Source organism: Pseudomonas vlassakiae, from assembly GCF_014269035.2.
Lineage (GTDB): Bacteria > Pseudomonadota > Gammaproteobacteria > Pseudomonadales > Pseudomonadaceae > Aquipseudomonas > Aquipseudomonas vlassakiae.
On record NZ_JABWRP020000004.1, the window covers coordinates 1 to 21,882 of the forward strand.

The 21,882-nt window shown below is 62.7% G+C and carries 20 protein-coding genes and 1 pseudogene; 2 read left to right on the forward strand and 19 right to left on the reverse strand.

Going from position 1 to position 21,882, the window contains the following annotated elements; translation table 11 throughout:
* Window positions 1-406 precede the first annotated feature (406 nt).
* The 16 genes and pseudogenes from HU738_RS06295 to HU738_RS06365 form a co-directional block, all read right to left on the reverse strand.
* Entirely contained in the window at window positions 407-1,378 is a 972-nt protein-coding gene (locus tag HU738_RS06295) for a hypothetical protein (protein ID WP_186601647.1), read from the reverse strand.
* A 9-nt stretch (window positions 1,379-1,387) separates the two neighbouring features.
* Complete coding sequence (locus HU738_RS06300) at window positions 1,388-1,876, reverse strand: Hcp family type VI secretion system effector (protein WP_152958509.1); 489 nt, start codon at window positions 1,874-1,876, stop codon at window positions 1,388-1,390.
* Between the two features lie 232 nt (window positions 1,877-2,108).
* The gene (locus HU738_RS06305) at window positions 2,109-2,600 is read right to left on the reverse strand and encodes a DUF2867 domain-containing protein (protein ID WP_176510006.1); all 492 of its coding nucleotides are present in this window, start codon (window positions 2,598-2,600) and stop codon (window positions 2,109-2,111) included.
* A 186-nt stretch (window positions 2,601-2,786) separates the two neighbouring features.
* Window positions 2,787-3,671 (reverse strand): methyl-accepting chemotaxis protein, encoded by an 885-nt coding sequence (locus HU738_RS26295; protein ID WP_373874234.1) that lies wholly within the window; start codon window positions 3,669-3,671, stop codon window positions 2,787-2,789.
* A gap of 21 nt (window positions 3,672-3,692) precedes the next feature.
* A pseudogene (locus HU738_RS26300) lies at window positions 3,693-4,385 on the reverse strand (methyl-accepting chemotaxis protein); the annotation flags it as partial.
* A 523-nt stretch (window positions 4,386-4,908) separates the two neighbouring features.
* Complete coding sequence (locus HU738_RS06315) at window positions 4,909-6,201, reverse strand: adenylosuccinate synthase (protein ID WP_003249542.1); 1,293 nt, start codon at window positions 6,199-6,201, stop codon at window positions 4,909-4,911.
* A 56-nt stretch (window positions 6,202-6,257) separates the two neighbouring features.
* A complete protein-coding gene (locus HU738_RS06320) occupies window positions 6,258-7,445 on the reverse strand; it encodes an ATP phosphoribosyltransferase regulatory subunit (protein WP_054887860.1) in 1,188 nt (395 codons plus the stop codon).
* A 301-nt stretch (window positions 7,446-7,746) separates the two neighbouring features.
* Window positions 7,747-8,616: a protease modulator HflC gene (gene hflC / locus HU738_RS06325; RefSeq protein WP_176510004.1), complete on the reverse strand. Its 870-nt coding sequence runs from the start codon at window positions 8,614-8,616 to the stop codon at window positions 7,747-7,749.
* Window positions 8,616-9,794, reverse strand: a complete 1,179-nt coding sequence (gene hflK / locus HU738_RS06330; protein ID WP_186601649.1) for an FtsH protease activity modulator HflK — start codon at window positions 9,792-9,794, stop codon at window positions 8,616-8,618. Before hflK ends, hflC begins: the two co-directional genes overlap by 1 nt.
* Window positions 9,795-9,890: 96 nt before the next feature.
* Entirely contained in the window at window positions 9,891-11,192 is a 1,302-nt protein-coding gene (gene hflX / locus HU738_RS06335; RefSeq protein ID WP_054887863.1) for a ribosome rescue GTPase HflX, read from the reverse strand.
* Window positions 11,193-11,204: 12 nt separating this feature from the next.
* Window positions 11,205-11,465 carry an RNA chaperone Hfq gene (hfq, locus tag HU738_RS06340; RefSeq protein ID WP_027920748.1) on the reverse strand — a complete coding sequence of 87 codons (261 nt, stop codon included), beginning with the start codon at window positions 11,463-11,465 and terminating at the stop codon, window positions 11,205-11,207.
* Window positions 11,466-11,557: 92 nt separating this feature from the next.
* Complete coding sequence (miaA, locus tag HU738_RS06345; protein ID WP_186601650.1) at window positions 11,558-12,529, reverse strand: tRNA (adenosine(37)-N6)-dimethylallyltransferase MiaA; 972 nt, start codon at window positions 12,527-12,529, stop codon at window positions 11,558-11,560.
* 1 nt (window position 12,530) lies between these two features.
* The gene (gene mutL, locus HU738_RS06350; protein ID WP_186601651.1) at window positions 12,531-14,420 is read right to left on the reverse strand and encodes a DNA mismatch repair endonuclease MutL; all 1,890 of its coding nucleotides are present in this window, start codon (window positions 14,418-14,420) and stop codon (window positions 12,531-12,533) included.
* A complete protein-coding gene (locus HU738_RS06355) occupies window positions 14,417-15,847 on the reverse strand; it encodes an N-acetylmuramoyl-L-alanine amidase (protein ID WP_176510001.1) in 1,431 nt (476 codons plus the stop codon). Before HU738_RS06355 ends, mutL begins: the two co-directional genes overlap by 4 nt.
* An 11-nt stretch (window positions 15,848-15,858) precedes the next feature.
* Window positions 15,859-16,332, reverse strand: coding sequence for a tRNA (adenosine(37)-N6)-threonylcarbamoyltransferase complex ATPase subunit type 1 TsaE (gene tsaE / locus HU738_RS06360; RefSeq protein ID WP_054887867.1), 474 nt, complete (start codon window positions 16,330-16,332; stop codon window positions 15,859-15,861).
* On the reverse strand, window positions 16,320-17,180 hold the full coding sequence (locus HU738_RS06365) for an NAD(P)H-hydrate dehydratase (RefSeq protein WP_176510000.1): 861 nt from the start codon (window positions 17,178-17,180) through the stop codon (window positions 16,320-16,322). Before HU738_RS06365 ends, tsaE begins: the two co-directional genes overlap by 13 nt.
* Window positions 17,181-17,244: 64 nt before the next feature.
* On the opposite strand from HU738_RS06365, the gene queG reads away from it, so the two are divergent.
* The gene (gene queG / locus HU738_RS06370) at window positions 17,245-18,324 is read left to right on the forward strand and encodes a tRNA epoxyqueuosine(34) reductase QueG (RefSeq protein WP_186601652.1); all 1,080 of its coding nucleotides are present in this window, start codon (window positions 17,245-17,247) and stop codon (window positions 18,322-18,324) included.
* 65 nt (window positions 18,325-18,389) lie between these two features.
* On the opposite strand, the gene HU738_RS06375 is transcribed toward queG, so the two are convergent.
* Together HU738_RS06375 and orn are read right to left on the reverse strand one after the other, a co-directional pair.
* Window positions 18,390-19,001 (reverse strand): trimeric intracellular cation channel family protein, encoded by a 612-nt coding sequence (locus tag HU738_RS06375; protein ID WP_054887870.1) that lies wholly within the window; start codon window positions 18,999-19,001, stop codon window positions 18,390-18,392.
* A gap of 91 nt (window positions 19,002-19,092) precedes the next feature.
* A complete protein-coding gene (gene orn / locus HU738_RS06380; RefSeq protein ID WP_054887871.1) occupies window positions 19,093-19,635 on the reverse strand; it encodes an oligoribonuclease in 543 nt (180 codons plus the stop codon).
* A 140-nt stretch (window positions 19,636-19,775) separates the two neighbouring features.
* Between orn and rsgA the strand changes: the two genes are divergently transcribed.
* Window positions 19,776-20,807 carry a small ribosomal subunit biogenesis GTPase RsgA gene (gene rsgA / locus HU738_RS06385; protein WP_054887872.1) on the forward strand — a complete coding sequence of 344 codons (1,032 nt, stop codon included), beginning with the start codon at window positions 19,776-19,778 and terminating at the stop codon, window positions 20,805-20,807.
* 40 nt (window positions 20,808-20,847) lie between these two features.
* Here rsgA and motB read toward each other — a convergent pair whose 3' ends face one another.
* Window positions 20,848-21,882, reverse strand: a complete 1,035-nt coding sequence (gene motB / locus HU738_RS06390) for a flagellar motor protein MotB (protein ID WP_186601653.1) — start codon at window positions 21,880-21,882, stop codon at window positions 20,848-20,850.

Here is a 21,882-nt window from a genome sequence, read left to right on the forward strand (position 1 = left end):
TGGCAAGCAGCCTGGATTTTGAACGACACACGAGCTTACCTCCAGTACTCTATCCAAACAAAAAACAGCACAATCAGTGCAATCAGAAAAATTTGTACAGACCACAAGCGCACTAACAACTTCTGCAGGTCGGCGGGAGCCTTAGCAAGGTCATCGCCATCTAATAGACCCTTTCGAACGCAAAAATATTTCATAGATAGCATTGCAGAAATTGACCCTAGCCGCATGACTTTCCCGGGCAACCCTGCATGAGAGTATATTTCTCTATTTACAGCCACCATTCGACTATTTGACAAGGCTGATTCGATACGATCCAGATATCGATGTGCAACGTATATCCATACACCAAACATAAAATACGGCGAAATAATCGCGAATACCCCAAGCACTGCCAGGTGCAAGTTACTCATCGCACTGCCTCGTACAAAATCTCCCCTACTCTTTCTCCCAACATCTCGCCAAACTCACCCCCAGCAATACCTCCAGCCGCTCCCCCCAATACCGCGCATGCGAAAGTTGCCGTTCCAGCGGTGGGAACGCCTAAGGAAACACAAGCTATTGGCCCCAATACGCCCCCGACTTTCCCACCAATTCCTCCTAGCCCCAAACCCGCGACTAGCGAACTCCTTTCGACATACTTAGCCTTTTTACATTCATCCTCCCGCCCAAGCACGCAAGCGTTACGAATTGCCAGCTCGGTTGACGCCACTTCAAGCGCCATCCCCAGATATCCACCTTTTTTTACCCAATTAGCCGCCTTAGCCACGCCAGATATTTTTTCTGCGTACCCTTTAATCTCACCACCGTGAAGAAATCTTTTGGTGGATATATCCAGTGCATGCTTGATTTTACCCCGATTGCGCAATCCAGCCCCATACGCAGCCATACTGTCTAGCTGCGCCTCCAACGTCAGAAATAACGCTGTACGTTTCGAGTAGAATACATCACGAGCTTTCAACGTACCCTGATGCAAATAATTTCGGTGGAGTCGTTCTATCTCCTCTAACGTTTTCTTGATCGCTTCAAGATGCTTACTCCAAGCGTCACTAGCGGTACCAGCGCCGATGGACCCACGAGCCAGCAAGCTCTGCAGCAGCTCAAAATTCTCCAGAAGGAACCCGTCAAGCCCACCGCCGTTCAATTCGATATCAAGGTGTATACCCAACGCCTTACCCATGAGAAATGCCTCATGAGCAGTACAGGACGGTGTGCTTGGGTCACCCACGATTATCAGTTCGCCAGGGAAAACAACAGTGTTGACGATATGCGCATTCAAAACATCAAACTTGGCCCGCTGGTTCCCGTTCATGGGTGTATCGGCCCTCAGCGACTCATAGGACTGCGCTTTGGGATTAATGTAGCTACGAGCCTCGGACATGGTCGCACCTCACGCATACTTCTTGTTACTGATGCGATCCCAGCCACCGGTTACATTGCCACCGGCGCTGCCATCGAGGCGCTTCTGCCGCGTGTAGGTGGTCTTGATGCGGCCATAGTTCAGTTGCACCACCTCCATGGGCACCCCGGTGCTGGCGCTCTGGGCGTAGTCGGCGATGATCACTTCTTCGAGGACCACTTCGAAGTACTTGAGCTTGTCGCCACCCGCACGGCACAGCACCAACTTCACTTCCTTCAGGTGCTGGCCGGCACAGCTGGCTTCCAGCAGCTTGCAGCTGGCGCTGTCCAGGTACTTGGTGAAGGAGAAATTGGTGAGTGTGGTACGGCCTGATGATGCGCCGCCCGCAGAGCTTGCGGTGGCAGAGGTGCTCTGGTTGGCGCCGAACTTGTAGCCAGCAATCTCGATCCAGTTGGTGAACTGCTCGTCCAGTGCTTCGCCAGCAATTTCGGTGATTTGAATATAAGCATCGAAAGCCATGCTTACCTCTCCTTGGCAATATTTGGGCTGAAAGACGACAGAGCTCTCGCATTGTCGTCTTGCGGTTGCGCCTGAAAAGCAGACGGCGGATCAGCACCGTCACCTCGAGGCCCGGTTGACACTAGTTCCCTGTGCCAAGCCAGGCAATAGCACGCACGCCCATAAGCAAACTTTGGGAAATTGCCTACAAGATCGGGTAAAAACTCTGATTTATGAGGTAAGAATATGTTGCTTACCGATGCTTGAAACGATGGCCTTGCAGGTTGCCCAGCATCCGCCGCACGATCACACCATGAACCCTTCCTACCGGCACCATGTACAAACGGCCGAAGGTGTTGAAACACTTTACCGATGTGGTCACTTTCAACTGCGGGAGGCTGCACTCCCCTGTCGACACATCCATACACACCATCACCGCCAAGTGCGTATCGCGCGACGTCAGCACCAGTTGCTGGTCGCTGATGGCCTCGACGGTGAAGAAGTCCAGGTGCTCGCCAACGGCTGGCACATGCGCTGGATCGCGGCGACTGAAGCCGTGGATATCGGCGACATTGAAACGGCGTGAGATGAAGTCGCGGATGCGGAAGGCCCTGGCGAGCCAGCCGGGGACGTCCGAGGTCATGGCGCAGTAGGCTTGCAGGGCGGTCATCGGGGCAGTGAGCTGTACGCTGTCACTGTGCAGGAAATTCAGGTCGGCCTGGGCGGCGACCAGTTGGGCGGACATGAGCAACTCCCTTTGTCATGTGTCGCCGACAGCATAGCAACATGACTCGCTGCAGGAGCGACCTCGTGTCGCGAAAGGGCCGCGAAGCGGCCCCAGTAATAGATGCGTTCATGCAGATATCCCGGGGCCGCTTTGCGGTCCTTTCGCGACGCAAGGCCGCTCCCACAAGAAGCGACCGTGCTGGTTTCAAGCCCTGAACTGACCCAGGCTGGCGCGCAATTGGGCCGCCAGATCATCCAGCACCTTGCTGCTGGCCGTGGTCTGCATCACCACCTCAGCCGAGCGTTCGGCCTGGGCATGGATGTTCTCCACCCTGCCCCTCACCGCCTGGGCGCCATGAGCCTGTTGCTCGGCAGCGCGGGTAGCCAGCCCGATAGCCGCGTGCACCTGCTCCACTGCAGCCTGCACCGACTGCTGGCGACGCTCGTTATCCCGCAGCACCAACAGCCCTTCGTTGGCCTTGATCCCGGCCTGACTGATGGTGGCCACCGCTTCCTTGGCACCTTTCTGCAGGGCGGCAATGTGCGCCTGGATGTCGCCGGTAGAGCTTTGGGTCTTGCTCGCCAGCGCTCGCACCTCATCGGCCACCACGGCAAAGCCGCGACCTGTCTCGCCAGCGCGTGCCGCCTCGATTGCTGCGTTGAGGGCCAGCAAGTTGGTCTGCTCGGCAATACCATGGATGACGGTCAGCACCACTTCGATCTGCTCGCTCTGTTTGGCAAGACGCTCGATCACCTGCGAACCCGTTTCGACCTGACCGGCCAGGTTCTCGATCAGGCTCGCCAGTTGCGTCGAGGAACGGCTGTTCTCATCGGTTGCCTGGCGAATGTCCACGACCTGCTGCAACGCCGCCTGCATGGCATGGCTCTCGGCCTGGGCCTCGTCAGCCATGCTCGAAAGATCGCGCAGGCTGGCGGCCACTTCGTCACGCTGCAATGCCGCTGCGGCATCGGCACCGGCGTTGCGTTGGGCCATGGTGCCGATCTCGACCCCAGTGCGCTGAGCCACCTCACCGGCTTCGCGGACGATAGGCTGCAGCTTGTCGACAAAGCGGTTGACCGCCGACGCCATGTCACCGATCTCGTCGCGGCTGTCGAGGGTCACGCGCTTGGTCAGGTCGCCTTCACCCGCAGCCAGATCGTTGAGGGCAGCGATCAGCAGGCGCAGCTTGCTGAGCACACGGCGCCCCAGCACCACGGCGACCACCAGCAGCACACCCAGTCCGACCACCACCAGGCCCAGGCCAATCCGCCAGCGCAGCTCGGCAGCCGCATCGCGCACGGTCTGTGCGGTGTTGGCCTGCATTGCGGTGGCGCTGGCCTGCGCGGTTTGCAGGCGCTCGCGCAGGGCCTTGCCACTGTCGGCGGCCGCCGCACCCAGGCTATCGCCAACCAGTTGCTCACCGCTGGCGATCAGGGCACTGAAACGCTGGTCGAGAGCTTTGAGCTCCTGATCAACACCGGCCGTGGAAACCCCCATCAGCACTTTGCCGATCTCGGCACCATTGGGGTTGATCGACGCTTCGACGAAATACACCGATGGATCGCGACGCGCAGCATCGAGCACCTTATCCAGCGCTCGCTCGCCCTGGCCCTTCTCGATCAAGGCCTGGTTGATCGGGTTCTGCCGGTTCAAGTAACGGGTCAGGTGCTGGCCCTGGGCATCGTCATAAATCACGAACAGCACGTTGGGGTTGCGCTGGGCGCGGCGGGCGAAGTCGGAGAGCATCGGCACATCGTTGTCCCAGATCGCCCGCGGGGCGACCGATGCCAGCAGCTCGGCCATGTCGTTGGCCGAATCCTTGAGGTTTTTCTCCAGGGTGGCCCGCAACTGCTGCTGTTCGTCCTGCAGCCGCGTGGAAAGGCCCGCGCTCAAGCGCTGACGGGTGCTGCTGGAGAGGCTCTCGAGGCCCCCGCGCACGTCTTGCCCGGCCTGCTCCAGCTCGCTGGCGAGCTGGCGGCTGTCCTTGCCCAGGCGCTCCCCCAGGTCGGCCTCCAAAGCCGTCACGGTGCTGCGGGTCAGCGCAACGGCCACCAGCACTTGCACCAAAAGGGCGATACCAAGGGCAACAAACACAGGCCGCAAGAGGCGGCTTCGTAACAGTGAAAGGATGGCAGACACGGTGTAACCCTCGTGTTTTCTGGCGCCACTATTTTGATGGCATCTACAGAAACTTCTTACAGCAAGGGTTGTGCCGTACACAGCAGGGATAAGCGCCAAGGTCTAGCAATGCCGCCAGCGCGCGCCACAAATGAAAACGCCGCGCCCCCTTTCAGGAGCGCGGCGTCAGATCAGCCTGGAGGGCAGATCAGGCGAACGGATGACGCAGGACGATGGTCTCGTTGCGGTCCGGGCCGGTCGAAATGATATCAATCGGCGCGCCGACCAGCTCTTCGATGCGCTTGATGTAGTCACGCGCAGCTTGCGGCAGCTCTTCCAGGGTTTTCACGCCCAGGGTCGATTCGCTCCAGCCTGGCATCTCTTCGTACACCGGCTCCAGGCCGATGTAGCTGTCGGCATCGGACGGGGCGTCAATGACGGCACCGTTCTCGTTCTTGTAGCCAACGCAGATGTTGATGGTTTCCAGGCCGTCCAGCACGTCCAGCTTGGTCAGGCAGATGCCCGAGATGCTGTTGACGTCGATGGCGCGACGCAGGATGACGGCATCGAACCAGCCGCAACGGCGGGCACGGCCGGTGGTCGAACCGAACTCGTGGCCGCGCTTGGCCAGGGTGGCGCCGGTCTCGTCGAACAGTTCGGTCGGGAACGGACCGGAACCCACGCGAGTGGTGTAGGCCTTGGTGATGCCCAGGATGTAGTCGAGGTACATCGGACCCACGCCGGAACCGGTGGAGATGCCGCCAGCAGTGGTGTTGGAGCTGGTGACGTACGGGTAGGTACCGTGGTCGATGTCCAGCAGCGAACCCTGGGCGCCTTCGAACATGATGTCCTTGCCGGCGCGACGCAGGTTGTGCAGCTCGGCGGTAACGTCGAGCATCATCGGCTTGAGCTGTTCGGCGTAGGCCATGCACTCGTCCAGGGTCTGCTGGAAGTCGATGGCCGGCTCTTTGTAGTAGTTCACCAGCTGGAAGTTGTGGTAGTCCAGCAGCTCGCCCAGCTTGGCGGCGAAACGCTCACGGTGGAACAGGTCGCCAACGCGCAGGCCGCGGCGTGCGACCTTGTCTTCGTAGGCTGGGCCGATGCCGCGGCCGGTGGTGCCGATCTTGGCTTCGCCACGGGCTTTTTCACGGGCCTGGTCCAGGGCCACGTGGTACGACAGGATCAGCGGCGCAGCCGGGGAGATGCGCAGGCGCTCGCGCACCGGTACGCCCTTCTCTTCCAGCTTGGTGATTTCACGCATCAAGGCGTCCGGTGCAACGACCACGCCGTTGCCGATCAGGCACTGTACGCCTTCACGCAGGATGCCCGAGGGAATCAGGTGCAGGACGGTTTTCTCACCGTTGATCACCAGGGTGTGGCCCGCGTTGTGACCACCTTGGTAGCGCACTACGGCGGCAGCATGTTCGGTCAGCAGATCGACGATCTTGCCTTTGCCCTCATCACCCCACTGGGTGCCCAGGACGACGACATTCTTACCCATTACATTGGTCCTCATTCACGCAAACTTGGTTGCCGGCCTACTGCCGACGCAGAAACTCACTGGGCCAGCGGCAGAACCTGCCAGCGCCCGTCTTGCTGAATCAATTGCCGATCACAATCCGCCTCGAGAGCAGCACTCAACGGCTGGCCAGGCAAAGCCTGGACCACACGCTGGCCCTCGTTGCGCAACTGGCAGACCTGCTGCCAGAGGGCCGCGTCGCCACTGTCCGGCATCCAGATGCCGCCAGTTGGCAATACGACCTCCGCTCGCCCCAGTGTGACCAGGGTCTTCAAATCCGTGGAGAAACCAGTGGCCGGGCGTGCCCGGCCAAAGTCGGCGCCGATATCGTCATAGCGGCCGCCCTGGGCGATGGACTGACCTTCGCCCGGAACAAACACGGCGAACACCACGCCCGTGTGATAGTGATAACCGCGCAGCTCGCCGAGGTCGAAGTACAGCGGCAGCTCCGGGAAGCGCGACGCCAGGCGATCGGCGATCGCCAGCAGGTCGTCGAGCGCCGCCAATACGCTGGCCGGGGCACGGCCCAGGCGCACTCGCGCTTCGGCCAGCACTTCCCGGCCACCGCACAGCTCGACCAGGGCGCGCAGCATGTTGCCCAGGTCCTTCGGCAAATCGGCAGTCAGCGCCTGTACTTCATCAACCGATTTGCGCTGCAGGGCATCGAACAACTGCTGTTCGACCGCGCCCGACAGGCCGGCGGCACGGGCCAGGCCGCGATAGATCCCGACGTGGCCGAGGTCCATGTGCACGTCGGCAACGTCGGTCAGCTGCAGCGTGGCGAGCATCAGGCTGATCACTTCGACATCGCTGGTCGGGCTGGCGTCGCCGTACAGCTCGGCACCCAGCTGAATCGGGCTGCGCGAGGTGGACAGGGCACGTGGCTGGGCGTGCAGCACGCTGCCGGCATAGCACAGGCGGCTCGGGCCTTCGCGGCGCAGGGTATGGGCGTCGATGCGCGCGACCTGCGGGGTGAAGTCGGCGCGGAAGCCCATCAGGCGACCGGACTGCGGGTCGACCACCTTGAAGGTGCGCTGATCCAGGTCCTGGCCGGCGCCGGTGAGCAGCGACTCCAGGTACTCGATATGCGGGGTGACGACCAGTTCGTAGCCCCAACTCTGGAACAGGTCCAACACCTGGCGGCGCGCGATCTCGATACGCGCAGCCTCAGGTGGCAGTACTTCCTCGATGCCATCTGGCAGCAGCCAGCGGTCTACCGTTGCCATTACGCCATTTCCCCTCTGGTCCGGGCGGCTTGCCAGCTGGCGAGCCGTCAGTAAAGCCGGTATCGCGCACAGCAGCGGGCAGCACTGATCCCAGCGCAACCACCGTACCCGACACCCTCAAATTGCCTTGCGACCTGACCAAACCGTCAACTGGCGCTTTGCCAATCAACCTTGCAGACGCAAAAAAGCCGGGAAATTTCCCGGCTGCCTCATCATACACCCCTTTTCATACAGGATGCACCCCGCCTGGTGTTTTAGCTGCCAGGCGGGGCGCCGCTGCATGGAAATCAGGGCCTGAGCGTCACGGCTTGCTCTTGTCCAGGAAGCGGAAGAACTCGTTCTTCGAATCCAGTACCAGCACGTCGCTCTTGCTCGAGAAGCTGTCGCGGTACGCCTGCAGGCTACGGTAGAACGCATAGAAATCGGCGTCCTGGGTGTAGGCCTTGGCGTAGATGGCGGCCGCCTGGGCGTCGCCGTCACCGCGAGTCTCTTCCGCCTCGCGGTAGGCTTCGGCCAGCAGAACACGGCGCTGACGGTCGGCATCGGCGCGAATACCTTCGGCCAGCTCGTTACCTTTGGCGCGGTGCTCGCGGGCCTCACGCTCACGCTCGGTACTCATGCGGTCGAACACGCTGCGGTTGACTTCCTTCGGCAGGTCAATGGCCTTGACGCGCACGTCGATGACCTCGATACCCAACTCCTTGCTGGCCATGCGGTTCAGCGATGCGGTGATGTCAGCCATCAACGCGTCACGTTCACCGGAAACCACCTCGTGCAGGGTACGTTTACCGAACTGGTCACGCAGGCCGCTTTCCAGACGACGCGACAGACGCTCGTCGGCAATCTGCTTCATGCCGGAAGTGGCGGTGTAGAAGCGCTCGGCATCCTTGACGCGCCACTTGGCGTAGGCGTCGACCATCACCGCTTTCTTCTCCAGGGTCAGGAACCGCTGGGTCGGGGCGTCGAGGGTCATCAGGCGGGCGTCGAACTTGCGTACCTGGTTCACGTACGGAATCTTCACATGCAGGCCCGGCTGGACATCCGCCTGGACCACCTTACCGAAGCGCAGCAGCACTGCACGCTCGGTCTGGGACACGATGTAGAAGCTGTTCCAGGCCACAATGGCCAGAACCACGGCGGCAATCAGGGCGATCAGCGATCGGTTGCTCATCAGCGGCTCTCCCTAGTACGCAGTGGCGGCTGTTGCTGTTGCAGGTCCTGCGCCGCACGCGCGGCCGCATCGTTGACCGACGGGCTGACGCTGGCGCCGGGCACGGCCGTGTTGCGGCTGCCTTCGACCATCTTGTCCAGCGGCAGGTAGAGCAGGTTGTTCTGCCCATCCTTGGCCGTGACCAGGACCTTGCTCGAATTGCTGTAGACCTCTTGCATGGTCTCCAGGTACAGACGCTGACGGGTCACCTCAGGTGCCTTGCGGTACTCGCTGACCAGTTTGCTGAAGCGGTCAGCCTCACCCTTGGCGCGGGCGATGACTTCGTCGCGGTAACCGTTGGCATCCTCGATGATGCGCTGGGCCTGACCGCGGGCTTCCGGCACCACGCCGTTGGCGTAGGACTCGGCCTGGTTACGGGCACGCTGCTCATCTTCGCGGGCACGGATCACGTCGTCGAAGGCTTCCTGCACTTCACGCGGGGCTGCCGCGCTCTGTACGTTGACCTGGGTGACGGTGATACCCGTGCGGTAGTTGTCGAGGAAACGCTGCAGGCGCTCGCGGATATCCACGGCCATCTGCTCACGGCCCTCGGTCAGCACCTGGTCCATCGAGGTGGAACCCACCACGTGGCGCAGGGCGCTGTCGGTCGCATGCTGCAGGCTGACCTCAGGCTGGTCGACGTTGAGCACGAAGTCCTGCAGGTTGCTGATCTTGTACTGGACGGTCAGCGGCACCTCGACGATGTTCTCGTCTTCGGTGAGCATCTGACCCTGCTTGGTGTAGGCACGCTCGCGCGTGACGTTTTCCATGTACTTGCGATCAATTGGCGGGAAGTAGATGTTCAGGCCGGGACCGACCGTCTCATAATACTTGCCGAAGCGCAGCACCACGGCCTGCTCCTGCTCATCGACCACGTACACGGCGCTGTACAGCCAGATTGCAGCAAGCACCGCCAGGCCGATGCCCAGCAGGCCGAAGCCGCCCCCCTTGCCGACATTGCGGTCACCGCCGCCACGTTTCTTGCCACTGCCGAACATGCCGTTCAGGCTGTCCTGCAGCTTGCGGAAGGCCTCGTCCAGATCCGGTGGACCCTTCTTGTCGCCACCACCGCCGCCACCGCGACGGCCGCCCCAGGGATCCTGATTGTTCGAGTTGCCACCCGGCTCGTTCCAAGCCATAGCGCTCTCCATCTGATAAAGCAAAGACGCGCCCACGGCGCGCCGTCCAATGCTACAGAATGCCTGCCACTGCTGCCCGGTGACCTCACCGGGCATTTATTGCAAAGTGTGTTGCTCGACAAACACTTGCGGCTCCATGCCTTCGCGACTGACCAGGCGATTCAACTCGACCCTGGGCAGGCGAACACTCAGCAGGCTGCGCCCTTCTTCGTCATGCTCCTCACTCTGCACGGCACCCAGGGCAAAGAATTGCGCGCGCAAGCGGGCAAAACGCTGCTCCAGACACAGGGTACCGACAAACAGATCATCCCCCAGCAACTCGGCAATCGCCTGGCCGACCAGCTCCAGGCCACGTCCATCTCGTGCCGACACCCAGACCCGCTGCGGCTTGCCATCGGCATCGCGCTGAATCTGTGGCTCGACATCTTCGAGCAGGTCGAGTTTGTTATAGACCTCAAGGATCGGCAAGCTTTCGGCACCAATCTCGCCCAACACGGCCAGCACTTGCTCGATCTGCTCCATGCGCTCTGGCTCATGGGCGTCGATCACATGCAGCAGCAGGTCCGAGTTGCTCGACTCTTCGAGCGTAGCCCGAAATGCCTCGACCAGCTTGTGCGGCAGGTGGCGAATGAAACCCACGGTATCGGCCAGCACGATCGGCCCCAGGTCGGCCAATTCGAGCCGGCGCAGGGTCGGGTCGAGCGTGGCGAACAACTGGTCCGCCGCGTAGACCTCGGATTCAGTCAGGGCATTGAACAGCGTGGACTTGCCGGCGTTGGTATAGCCGACCAGCGACACCGATGGGATATCCGCACGCTTGCGGCCACGACGGGCCTGCTCACGCTGGCTGCGCACCTTTTCCAGGCGCCCCTTGATCTGGCGGATACGTACCCGCAACAGACGGCGGTCGGTTTCCAGCTGGGTTTCACCCGGGCCGCGCAAGCCAATCCCCCCCTTTTGCCGCTCGAGGTGGGTCCAGCCGCGCACCAGCCGCGTGCTCATGTGGTCGAGCTGGGCCAGTTCGACCTGCAGCTTGCCTTCATGGGTACGCGCCCGCTGGGCGAAGATATCGAGGATCAGCCCGGTTCGGTCAAGCACACGACACTCGAAGACTCGCTCGAGGTTGCGCTCCTGGCTGGGCGTGAGGGTGTGATTGAAAATCACCAGGTCTACCTGTTCGGCTTTGACCAGGTCGCGCAACTCCTCGACCTTGCCGCTGCCAATCAGGTATTTGGCCGTAGGCTGATGCCTGGCTACCGTGGCCAACGAGACGATGTCGGCTCCGGCCGACAGTGCCAGTTCCTGAAACTCCTGCGGGTCTTCGCGCGCCTCAGGGTTCTGACCTTCCAAGTGAACGAGCAACGCTCGCTCACCACCACCGTGGCGCTCAAAGAACAATGCAGGCTCCTATCAGGCGTTGCCTGGCTCGCTGTCGCCGTGTTCGGAATCGGACGGGCTTGGCAGGCGAACCGGACGGGCAGGCACCACGGTCGAGATGGCGTGCTTGTAGACCATCTGGCTGACGGTGTTCTTCAGCAGCACCACGAACTGGTCGAAGGATTCGATCGAGCCCTGCAGCTTGATCCCGTTGACCAGATAGATCGATACCGGGACCTTTTCTTTTCTCAGTTGGTTCAAGTAAGGGTCTTGTAGCGAATGCCCTTTTGACATATGCCGCACTCCTGTAAGGATAAATAGAAAAATCAGAAAAATTGATAAGTCAGGCCGCCCCTTCGCAAGAATAGACGGCAATCAGCAGGGACTCAGCTCAATATGGAGACCGCCCCAAGGTATTTCAAGGTGCGGGACAGATTGTCGCAGGCCAGGCTGTCAAGCCAGTGCACGCCAGGCCAGCCACGCAACCAGGTGAACTGCCGCTTGGCCAGCTGGCGAGTGGCAATGATACCGCGTTCACGCATCTCATTCTCAGTCAGCTTGCCGTCGAGGTAGTCCCAGACCTGCCGATAACCCACTGCCCGTATAGACGGCAGTCCGGCGTGCAAGTCACTTCTGGCTCGCAACGATCGGACCTCATCGACGAAGCCCTGTTCCAGCATCTGCGAAAATCGTAGCGCAATTCGCTCGTGCAAAATGTGACGATCCGCAGGCGCAATCGCCAAACTCGCGACAGTATAGGGCAAATGCCCGCCAGCGCCTGCGTCTGCGGCGCTACTTTCCGCGAATTGACGGTGGCGATGGGCTGTCATGCTCTCGCCACTCACCCGGTAGACCTCGAGCGCCCGGATCAGCCGCTGTGGGTCGTTGGGGTGAATACGCGCCGCCGATTCGGGGTCGACCTCGGCCAACTGCCGGTGCAACTCGGCCAGGCCCAGCGCAGTGGCCTGGGCCTCGAGTTCTGCGCGCACCGCAGCATCGGCCGCCGGCATGTCTGCCAGCCCGTCGATCAGCGCCTTGTAATACAGCATGGTGCCACCGACCAGCAGCGGAATCTTGCCCCGCGCAGTGATATCGGCCATCGCTTCCAGGGCGTCAGCGCGAAACTGCGCGGCCGAGTAGCTTTCAGCAGGGTCGCGGATATCGATAAGCCGGTGCGGGTAAGCCGCCAGAATCGCTTTGGAAGGCTTGGCCGAACCAATGTCCAGGCCGCGATAGACCAGCGCCGAATCGACACTGATCAGCTCGCAAGGCAGGACCTTGGTCAGCTCGATGGCGAGGTCGGTCTTGCCAGCCGCCGTCGGGCCCATGAGGAATATCGCAGGGGGTTTGCCGCTCATGTCATCGACCGCGCAGGAATAGTTTGTCCAGGTCGTCCAGGCCCATCTGGGTCCAGGTCGGACGGCCGTGGTTGCACTGGCCGCTGCGCTCGGTATTTTCCATGTCGCGCAGCAGGGCGTTCATCTCGGGAATGGCCAGGCGCCGGTTGGCGCGCACGGCGCCATGGCAGGCCATGGTGCCAAGCAGTTCGTTGAGGTGCGCCTGGATGCGGTCGCTGGTGCCGTACTCCATCAGGTCGGCGAGCACATCCTGAACCAGGCGATTGGCCTCGGCCTGCTTGAGCAGTGCCGGGATCTGGCGGATCGCCAGCGTCTCGGGCCCCAGGCGCTGCAGCTCGAAACCCAGGCGCTGGAACCACTGGCTGTGCTCCTCGGCACAATCGGTCTCGCGCTGGCTCAATGCCAGGGTTTCCGGCACCAGCAGCGGCTGGCCGCTCAGGCCTTCGCTGGCCATCGCCACCTTGAGGCGCTCGTACATGATGCGCTCGTGGGCCGCGTGCATGTCCACCAGCACCAGGCCGACGGCATTCTCGGCGAGGATGTAGATGCCTTTGAGCTGCGCCAGGGCATAGCCCAGCGGCGGAATGTCCCCTTGGCTTTCCGGCAGCGTCGAAGCAGCTGGCGCATTATCGTTCAGTGGCTTGTAGAACTCGCGGTAGACCGCCTGCGCCTCGGCGACCGGCAGCGGCTGCGCCGGGCGCGGGGTGTACTGGTACTGGTAACCGGCGCCACTGCCGCCATTGGCAATGGAACGCTGCGGCTGTTCGAGCACCGGCGAGGCCAGGCGCATTTCACCCTGCGGGCCGAACTCGCCGACTTGCAGCCCGGTCGGGCGAACCACTTCAGGCACGGCAGCAGGCGCGGCCAGCTGATCTTCAGGGCGCACGTCAGCCAGGGCACGGTGCAGCGTGCCATAGAGGAAGTCATGCACCGAGCGGCCTTCCCGGAAGCGCACTTCGTGCTTGGTCGGGTGCACGTTAACGTCGACGCCGTTCGGCTCAAGCTCAAGGAACAGCACGAACGTCGGGTGCCGGCCGTTGAACAGGACATCGCGATAGGCCTGGCGCACGGCATGGGCGACCAGTTTGTCGCGCACCGCACGGCCATTGACGAAGAAGTACTGCAAGTCGGCCTGGCTGCGCGAGAACGTCGGCAGGCCGACCCAGCCCCACAGTCTCAGGCCATTGCGCTCGACATCGATGGGCAGCGCCTGCTCCATGAAACCCGGGCCGCAAATCGCGCCCACCCGCCTTGCACGGGCAGCTTCGTCATGAGCCTCATGCAGGCTGAGGATGCTCTTGCCGTTGTGGCGCAGATGGAAGCCGACATCGAAGCGGGCCAGGGCCAGGCGGCGGATGACTTCCTGCAGGTGATCGAACTCGGTCTTTTCGGCCTTGAGGAACTTGCGCCGGGCCGGGGTATTGAAGAACAGGTCGCGTACTTCCACCGAAGTGCCGACCGGATGTGCGGCGGGTTGCACGCGCGGGGTCATGTCGCGGCCTTCGGTCTCGACCTGCCAGGCCTCACTTGCGCTGGCGGTGCGCGACGTGAGGGTCAGGCGCGCCACCGAGCTGATCGATGCCAGCGCCTCCCCCCGGAAGCCCAGGCTCAATACGCCTTCAAGGTCTTCCAGTTCACGAATCTTGCTGGTGGCGTGACGGGCCAGGGCCAGCGGCAGGTCCTCAGCGGAAATGCCGCTGCCATCGTCGCGCACCCGGAGCAGTTTCACACCGCCCTGCTCGACCTCCACGTCGATGCGCCGGGCACCGGAGTCCAGGCTGTTTTCCAGCAGTTCCTTGGCCACCGATGCCGGCCGCTCGACCACTTCGCCCGCAGCGATCTGGTTAGCCAGCCGCGGGCTGAGCAGCTGGATGCGCGAACCACCACTCATTGCGAAGCCAGCGTGGTAGCGGGAATATCGAGGTGCTGGCCGACCTTCAACTCATCGGTCTTCAGGCTGTTGGCGCTGCGCAGGCTGGTCACGCTGACCTGATAGCGCACGGCGAGCATCGCCAGGGTTTCGCCGGGGCGGACGGTGTGCTCACGTGGCCCCTGGGCAATCTTGCCGCTATCGCGCAGCCAGGCGATATAGGTGCCTGGCGGCGGGTTCTGCTGGAAGTACTGGCGCACGCCGGTATGGATCGAGCGCGCCAAGGCCTGCTGATGGCTGGCGGTGGCCAGCTTGGCCGCCTCGTTGTTGTTCGAGATGAACCCGGTTTCAACGAGGATCGACGGGATGTCCGGCGACTTCAACACCATGAAGCCTGCCTGTTCCACCCGTTGCTTGTGCAGCGAGGTGACACGCCCCATGTTGCCGAGCACCTTTTGCCCGACGTTCAGGCTGGAGCTCAACGTGGCCGTCATCGACAGGTCAAGCAGCACGCCCGCAAGCATACGGTCCTTGTCGTCGAGGCTGACGTTGCCGGCCCCCCCGATCAGGTCGGAACGGTTTTCCGTGTCGGCCAGCCAGCGCGCGGTCTCGGACGTTGCACCACGGTCGGACAGGGCGAACACCGAGGCGCCAAAGGCGGCGCGCGACGGCGCGGCGTCAGCGTGGATCGAGATGAACAGGTCGGCACCCTTCTTGCGGGCGATCTCGGTACGTTTGCGCAGCGGGATGAAGTAATCACCGGTGCGCGTCAGCTCGGCGCGGTAGCCCTTTTCGGTGTTGATCTGGCGCTGCAGTTCCTTGGCGATCTGCAGCACGATGTCTTTTTCGTGCTGGCCACGCGAGCCGGATGCACCCGGGTCTTCGCCGCCATGCCCGGCATCGATGGCGACCACGATGTCACGCTTGCCACTCGGCACCGGCGGTAGCTTGATTGCCGGCTGAGCCGGGCTCACCGGTACTGCAGGCGTGGTTGCCGGGGTCTGTACCGGCGTGGGCGGCGGGGTCGGTGCAGTGGCGGCTATGGCGTCGGCTTCCTGGTCGTACAGGTCGACCACCAAGCGGTTGCCGTACTGGGCATTGGGCGCCAGGGTAAAGCTCTTGGGCGTGACCGACTTTTTCAGGTCGACCACCACACGCAGGTCGGTAGGGGTACGTTGGGCCGAGCGCACGCTGCTGATCGGGGTGTTTGCGGTCGACACGTTCAGCGGCGCGGCCAACGTCGCGCCATTGATGTCGATCACCAGACGGTCGGGTGCGCTGAGGGTGAAGACGCTATGCTGCACGGGGCCGGACAGATCGAAGACCAACCGCGTGTTGTCCGGCGCGCGCCACAGGCGCACGCTCTTGACTTGAGTGACGGCCAGAGCGTCAACGGTCACCGCTGTCAGCAGCAATCCAACGACAGCGACCAGTGCGCGTATGCGCATACCTACCCCACTTACTGTTTATAGTGTTCGGCCAGTGCGGTGCACCAGGCCTCGCCGCGAGCCCCCTGCGGCGTAAGGTCAAGCGAGCGGCCGCTCGCTTGGGGGCTTATGGTAATGGTCAGGTCGGGCTTTGGCAAAACGCCCGCACCCTTTTGTGGCCATTCGAACAGGCACAGTGGGTCACCTTCGAAATAGTCACGAATCCCCATGAACTCCAGCTCTTCCGGATCGACCAGGCGATACAGGTCGAAGTGGAAGGCGCGCACCTCACCGATTTCGTAGGGTTCTACCACGGTGAACGTAGGACTTTTCACTGCACCAGTATGGCCCAGCCCACGAATCAGGCCACGCGAGAGGGTGGTCTTGCCCGCCCCCAGGTCACCTTCCAGAAAAATCACGCCGCGACCGCCGGTCACCTCGGCCAGTTTTGCGCCGAACGCGACCGTGGCCGCTTCATCGGCCAGCAACAGGGTTAAGCCAGACACGCAGAATGCTCCTCCAACAACTCACGAATGACCGGCGCCAGATCACTGGCTGCCAGGCCTCTACCTCTGACGCCCAGGCGCTCCCCTGCACAGGCGTGCAGCCATACGCCCAGGCCGGCCGCGCTCCAGGCGTCCAGCCCTTGGGCCAGCAACGCCGCCAGCACGCCGGTGAGCACGTCCCCCAGCCCGGCACCGGCCATCGCCGGATGCCCCCGCTCGCACAGCGCCAGCTGGCCGGTCGGGTCCGCCACCAGGGTGCCGGCGCCCTTGAGCACGCAGACACTGGCATAGCGCCGCGCCAGCTTGCGCGCCGCACCTGGGCGATCAGCCTGCACTGCCTCGGTGGATATGCCTAGCAGCCGCGCCGCCTCGCCCGGGTGCGGGGTAAGGATGCTGCCGCTGGGCAGCGCCAGTGGCGTGCGTGCCAGCAGGTTCAGCGCGTCGGCATCCCACACCTGCGGCCGCTCAGCATTGGCCACCGCAGACAACAGGCTGCGGCCCCAGGCGGCCTGGCCCAGGCCGGGGCCCACCACCAGCACCGAAGCACGCTCCAGCACACCGATCAACTGATTGGCCGACTCGACCCCCAGGCACATGCTCTCCGGCATGCGCGCCAGCCCGGCCACGACGTGCTCCGGGCGTGTCGCCACACTGACCAGCCCGGCACCGCAGCGCAGCGCGGCCTCGGCACTGAGCAGCACGGCACCGCCGGTGCCCAGGTCGCCACCGACGACCAGCACATGGCCGAAGTCGCCTTTATGGGCATGCGCATGACGCGCCGGCAGGTGTGCGACGGTCACGCTGCTGAGCAGTTGCGGGGCGTTGCTGGGGTGTTTGGTCTGCGGCATGGGGTCAAAGGCTCCAATGTCTGGCAGAATTATACGCACCTGAGCCCGTATTGCCTGCCTATCCATGTCCGCCTGTACTCCTGACCTCGCCCAACTGGCCCAATCCATCAAGATCTGGGGCCAGGAGCTGGGTTTTGCCCACGTTGGTATCGCCGGGGTCGACCTTGGCGAACACGAACAGCACCTGCAACGCTGGCTCGACGCCGGCTACCAGGGTGAAATGGAGTACCTCGGCGCCCATGGCAGCAAGCGCGCACACCCTGACCAGCTGATTCCAGGCACGGTACGCGTGGTCTCGCTGCGCATGGACTACCTGCCGGCTGACACGCAAATGGCACAACGCCTGGCCCAACCGGAAAAGGCCTACGTGTCGCGCTACGCCCTGGGCCGCGACTACCACAAGCTGGTGCGCAAGCGCGTGCAGTTTCTGGCAGACCGCATCCAGGAAGCGATCGGCCCGTTCGGTTACCGCGCCTTCGTCGACAGCGCCCCGGTGCTGGAAAAGGCCCTGGCCGAGCAGGCCGGGCTGGGCTGGATCGGCAAGAACACGTTGCTGCTCAACCGCAAGGCCGGCAGCTACTTCTTCCTTGCCGAACTGTTCGTCGACCTGCCGCTGCCGGTGGACGAAGCGCATGCCAGTGAACACTGCGGGCGCTGCCAGGCATGCCTGGACGTCTGCCCGACCCAGGCTTTCGTCGGGCCCTACGTGCTGGATGCGCGGCGCTGCATCTCCTACCTGACCATCGAGCTGCGCGGGCCCATTCCGGTAGAGCTGCGCTCGATGATGGGCAATCGGGTGTTTGGCTGCGATGACTGCCAGATCGTCTGCCCGTGGAATCGCTTTGCCAATTACAGCCAGGAGCAAGACTTCCAGCCGCGGCATGGGTTGGAGAATGCCGAGCTGGCCGAAATGTTCCTCTGGGACGAGCGCACCTTCCTGCGCAAGACCGAAGGCGGGCCGTTGCGGCGTGCGGGGTATGAGCGGTTCTTGCGCAACCTGGCGGTAGGGCTGGGCAATGCGCCTTCGACGATCCCGGTGATCGAGGCGCTCAAAGCCCGCCGGGAGGACCAATCGGAGCTGGTGCGCGAGCATGTGGAGTGGGCCCTGGCACGGCATGGCGTTGAAGGGGGTGAGGGCCGCTAGGCGTATGCCTTGATGGTGATGGCGCTCGATCTCACAGGCCCAGCACCCCCTCAAGGCAAGCGTACCTACTGCTGGTCGTTGTAATGAAACTTGGGCATTTCCCAATGGAAACGAATCGCCAGCAAACGCACCAGGAAGCCGCCGAACAAGGTCAGCAGCATCGCCTGCTCCGCCGGTAGCTTGAAGTAAACGCAGCCCAGGTAGAACCACGCCGCCGCGAACGACACGCTGGCGTACAGCTCGCGACGGAACACCAACGGGATGTCGTTACAGAAGATATCCCGCAGGATCCCACCAAACACCCCGGTGATCACCCCGCTGATCGATGCCACCAGCATGCCCTGCCCCATCTCCAGCGCAGTCATGCAGCCAATCAGGGTGAAGGCCACCAGGCCCAGGGCATCCAGCACCAGGAACAGCGAACGCAAACGGCGCATCATCGGCGCAATGAAAATCGTCAGCAGTGCGGCAAAGCTGGTCAGCACCAGGTATTCCGGGTGCTTCACCCAGGTCAGCGGGTAATGCCCCAGCAGCACGTCGCGCACCGAGCCGCCGCCCAGGGCAGTCACGCAGGCGATCAGCACGACGCCAAACCAGTCCATGCCGCGACGGCCGGCGGACAGGGCACCGGTCATGGCTTCGGCGGTGATGGCGATCAGGTAGAGCATCAACAACATGGCGCGGGTCCGTACGGAAAAGGCGCGCAGTCTAACCAGTTGCCCGAGGCACCAAAAGAGGGCGCAAGCACAATATCTGCGCCCTTTCGGCTCATACCTTGATGAAATGCTCGCGGTAGTGACGCAGTTCGGCGATCGACTCGCGGATATCGTCCAGCGCCAGGTGGGTGCTGCCCTTCTTGAAACTGTCACGCACATCCGGCGCCCAGCGCGCGGCCAGCTCCTTCAGGGTGGAAACATCGAGGTTGCGATAGTGGAAGTAGTTTTCCAGGCCGCGCATGTGCCGATAGAGGAAGCGGCGATCCTGGCAGATGCTGTTGCCGCAGATTGGCGACTTGCCTTTGGGCACCCATTGTTCGAGGAAAGCGATGGTCTGCGCTTCGGCTTCGGCCATGCTGATCTTGCTGTCACGCACGCGCTGGGTCAGGCCCGAGGCACCGTGGGTGCGGGTGTTCCACTCGTCCATGCGCGCCAGTACTTCGTCACTGTGGTGGATGGCGATCACCGGGCCTTCGGCCAGGGTGTTCAGCTCGCTGTCGGTGACGATGGTGGCCATCTCGATGATGACGTCGTGGTCCGGGTCCAGGCCGGTCATTTCCAGATCGATCCAGATCAGGTTCTGTGGGTTCTGCATGAAGGGCTCCTCGTATAGGCCGTCATATTAGCCTAGCGACGCCGGCCTGCGCATGCGCGGCGCAAAGGTAACCAGAATGGTCTGCGAGCGGGCGTGCTAAACTGCCTGCCGTTTTCAACTTGCCCCACCTTGGAAGGTCCATGGCCAAACGCCAGCTCAATCGTCGCCAGAACTGGCGTATCGAAAAAATCCAGAACGAACGCGCCGCTCGCGCCGCCAAACGCGAGCAGCACGTGCTGCAAGAGCTGGAGGGCGGGGACCTGGGGCCGGAACAACTGGGCCTGGTGATCGCTCACTTCGGTGTGCAGGTCGAGGTAGAAGCCCAGGACGGCGAAGCCGCCGGCCAGGTATTTCGCTGCCACCTGCGGGCCAACCTGCCGGCACTGGTCACTGGCGACCGCGTAGTCTGGCGCGCTGGCAACCAGGGCATCGGCGTGATCGTCGCGCAGATGCCGCGCAGCACCGAACTGTGCCGGCCGAACAACCACGGCCAGCTCAAGCCGGTCGCGGCCAACGTCGACCTGATCGTGATCGTCTTCGCCCCGGCGCCGGAGCCACACCCGAACCTGATCGACCGTTACCTGGTGGCTGCCGAGCACGCCGGCATCCGCCCGCTGCTGCTGCTGAACAAGGCCGACCTGATCGACGACCAGAACGGCCCTGGCCTGCATGCGCTGCTAGAGGTCTACCGCGAACTGGGCTATCCGCTGCTTGAGGTCTCCGCACACCACGGCGACGGCATGCAACGCCTGCAGCAGATGCTCGACGGGCACATCAGTGTGTTCGTCGGCCAGTCGGGCGTGGGCAAGTCGTCGCTGGTCAATAGCCTGCTGCCAGATGCCGGCACCCGCGTAGGCGAGCTGTCCGAATGGTCTGGCCAGGGTCAGCACACCACCACCACGGCTCGGCTGTATCACTTCCCTAACGGCGGCGACCTGATCGACTCGCCGGGCATCCGCGAATTCGGCCTCGGCCATGTCAGCCGCGACGACGTGGAAGATGGCTTCATCGAGTTTCGCGACCTGTTCGGTACCTGTCGCTTCCGCGACTGCAAGCATGATCGCGAACCAGGGTGCGCACTGCTCAAGGCACTCGAAGAAGGCCGTATCAAGCCGCAGCGGATGAACAGCTACCGCTCGATCATCGCCAGCCTGCCAGAAGACAGCTTCTGATTTGCAAAGACAAACCTGAGGGCACTTTGTGCCCCCAATGCTACTGGTCCTTTTGCTCATCCATCTTCAAGGTTCCATCCTCGAAGATATTCAGCTTCTGGCGCAGCTCACGCGGCTGCATCGGCGCCTGGGCAGCAGCATCACCTGTCGCCGGGGCTGCCGGGGCTGCTGCCCCGGGCGCCGCACCTGCAGGCGCAGCTGGTTGCGCTGGCGCCTCGGGCGCGCCCTGCTCACCCTCGATGTTGCGCTGCGCCTTCTTGGTCAGGACGATGATGTCGATACGGCGGTTGACCGGGTTGAACGGGTTCTTGCGGTCGAACAGCGACGACGAGGCATACCCCACCACCCGTGCCACCTGGCCGTCCGGGTAGCCACCGGCAACCAGGGCTCGACGCGCGGCGTTGGCGCGGTTGGCCGACAGCTCCCAGTTACCGAAATCGCCGGTGCCGGAGTACGGCTTGGCATCGGTGTGGCCGCTGATACTGATCTTGTTCGGCACCGCCTTGATGGTGTCGGCCATGGCCAGCAGGATGTCCTCGAAATACGGCTGCAGGCGCGCACTGCCGATGTCGAACATCGGCCGGTTCTCAGCGTCCATGATCTGGATGCGCAGGCCGTCCTGGGTGATCTCGAACAGGATCTGGTCCTTGAACTTCTGCAGCTGCGGGTTCTCCTCAACCTTGTTCTGCAGTTCCTGCAACAGCAGTTCGAGGCGTTCGCGCTCGACCTGTTCGGCCATGGTCTCGACCTGGTCCTTGTCCAGCTGGATGCTGGTATCAGGCGTAGGTTCGGACTTCATCTCCGGGTTGATGGTCTTTTCCGGCGCCATCTGCGGCGAGCCGCCCAGGTCGATGACGTAAGGCGTGCCACTTTCGGAAAAACCGATCGGGTCCTTGAAGTAGCCGGCAATGGCGATCTTTTGTTCAGGCGTAGCCGTGGATAACAGCCACAGCACCAGGAAGAACGCCATCATCGCCGTGGCAAAGTCGGCGAAGGCGATCTTCCAGGCACCGCCATGGTGCCCGCCACCGAAGCGCTTGACGCGCTTGATGATTATCGGCTGATTGTTCTCCAT

Bases quoted from the DNA above. Each gene is read 5' to 3' on its own strand.
- hflC (WP_176510004.1), bottom strand. From the start codon at position 8,616: ATGAGCAACCGATCGCTGATCGCCCTGATTGCCGCCGTGGTTCTGGCC.
- hflK (WP_186601649.1), bottom strand. From the start codon at position 9,794: ATGGCTTGGAACGAGCCGGGTGGCAACTCGAACAATCAGGATCCCTGG.
- HU738_RS06375 (WP_054887870.1), bottom strand. From the start codon at position 19,001: ATGTTGTTGATGCTCTACCTGATCGCCATCACCGCCGAAGCCATGACC.
- hfq (WP_027920748.1), bottom strand. From the start codon at position 11,465: ATGTCAAAAGGGCATTCGCTACAAGACCCTTACTTGAACCAACTGAGA.
- motB (WP_186601653.1), bottom strand. From the start codon at position 21,882: ATGGAGAACAATCAGCCGATAATCATCAAGCGCGTCAAGCGCTTCGGT.
- HU738_RS06300 (WP_152958509.1), bottom strand. From the start codon at position 1,876: ATGGCTTTCGATGCTTATATTCAAATCACCGAAATTGCTGGCGAAGCA.
- HU738_RS06365 (WP_176510000.1), bottom strand. From the start codon at position 17,180: ATGCCGCAGACCAAACACCCCAGCAACGCCCCGCAACTGCTCAGCAGC.
- orn (WP_054887871.1), bottom strand. From the start codon at position 19,635: ATGCAGAACCCACAGAACCTGATCTGGATCGATCTGGAAATGACCGGC.
- mutL (WP_186601651.1), bottom strand. From the start codon at position 14,420: ATGAGTGGTGGTTCGCGCATCCAGCTGCTCAGCCCGCGGCTGGCTAAC.
- HU738_RS06355 (WP_176510001.1), bottom strand. From the start codon at position 15,847: ATGCGCATACGCGCACTGGTCGCTGTCGTTGGATTGCTGCTGACAGCG.
- HU738_RS26295 (WP_373874234.1), bottom strand. From the start codon at position 3,671: ATGGCGTCGGCGGTCAACCGCTTTGTCGACAAGCTGCAGCCTATCGTC.
- HU738_RS06295 (WP_186601647.1), bottom strand. From the start codon at position 1,378: ATGTCCGAGGCTCGTAGCTACATTAATCCCAAAGCGCAGTCCTATGAG.
- miaA (WP_186601650.1), bottom strand. From the start codon at position 12,529: ATGAGCGGCAAACCCCCTGCGATATTCCTCATGGGCCCGACGGCGGCT.
- queG (WP_186601652.1), top strand. From the start codon at position 17,245: ATGTCCGCCTGTACTCCTGACCTCGCCCAACTGGCCCAATCCATCAAG.
- HU738_RS06305 (WP_176510006.1), bottom strand. From the start codon at position 2,600: ATGTCCGCCCAACTGGTCGCCGCCCAGGCCGACCTGAATTTCCTGCAC.
- HU738_RS06315 (WP_003249542.1), bottom strand. From the start codon at position 6,201: ATGGGTAAGAATGTCGTCGTCCTGGGCACCCAGTGGGGTGATGAGGGC.
- HU738_RS06320 (WP_054887860.1), bottom strand. From the start codon at position 7,445: ATGGCAACGGTAGACCGCTGGCTGCTGCCAGATGGCATCGAGGAAGTA.
- rsgA (WP_054887872.1), top strand. From the start codon at position 19,776: ATGGCCAAACGCCAGCTCAATCGTCGCCAGAACTGGCGTATCGAAAAA.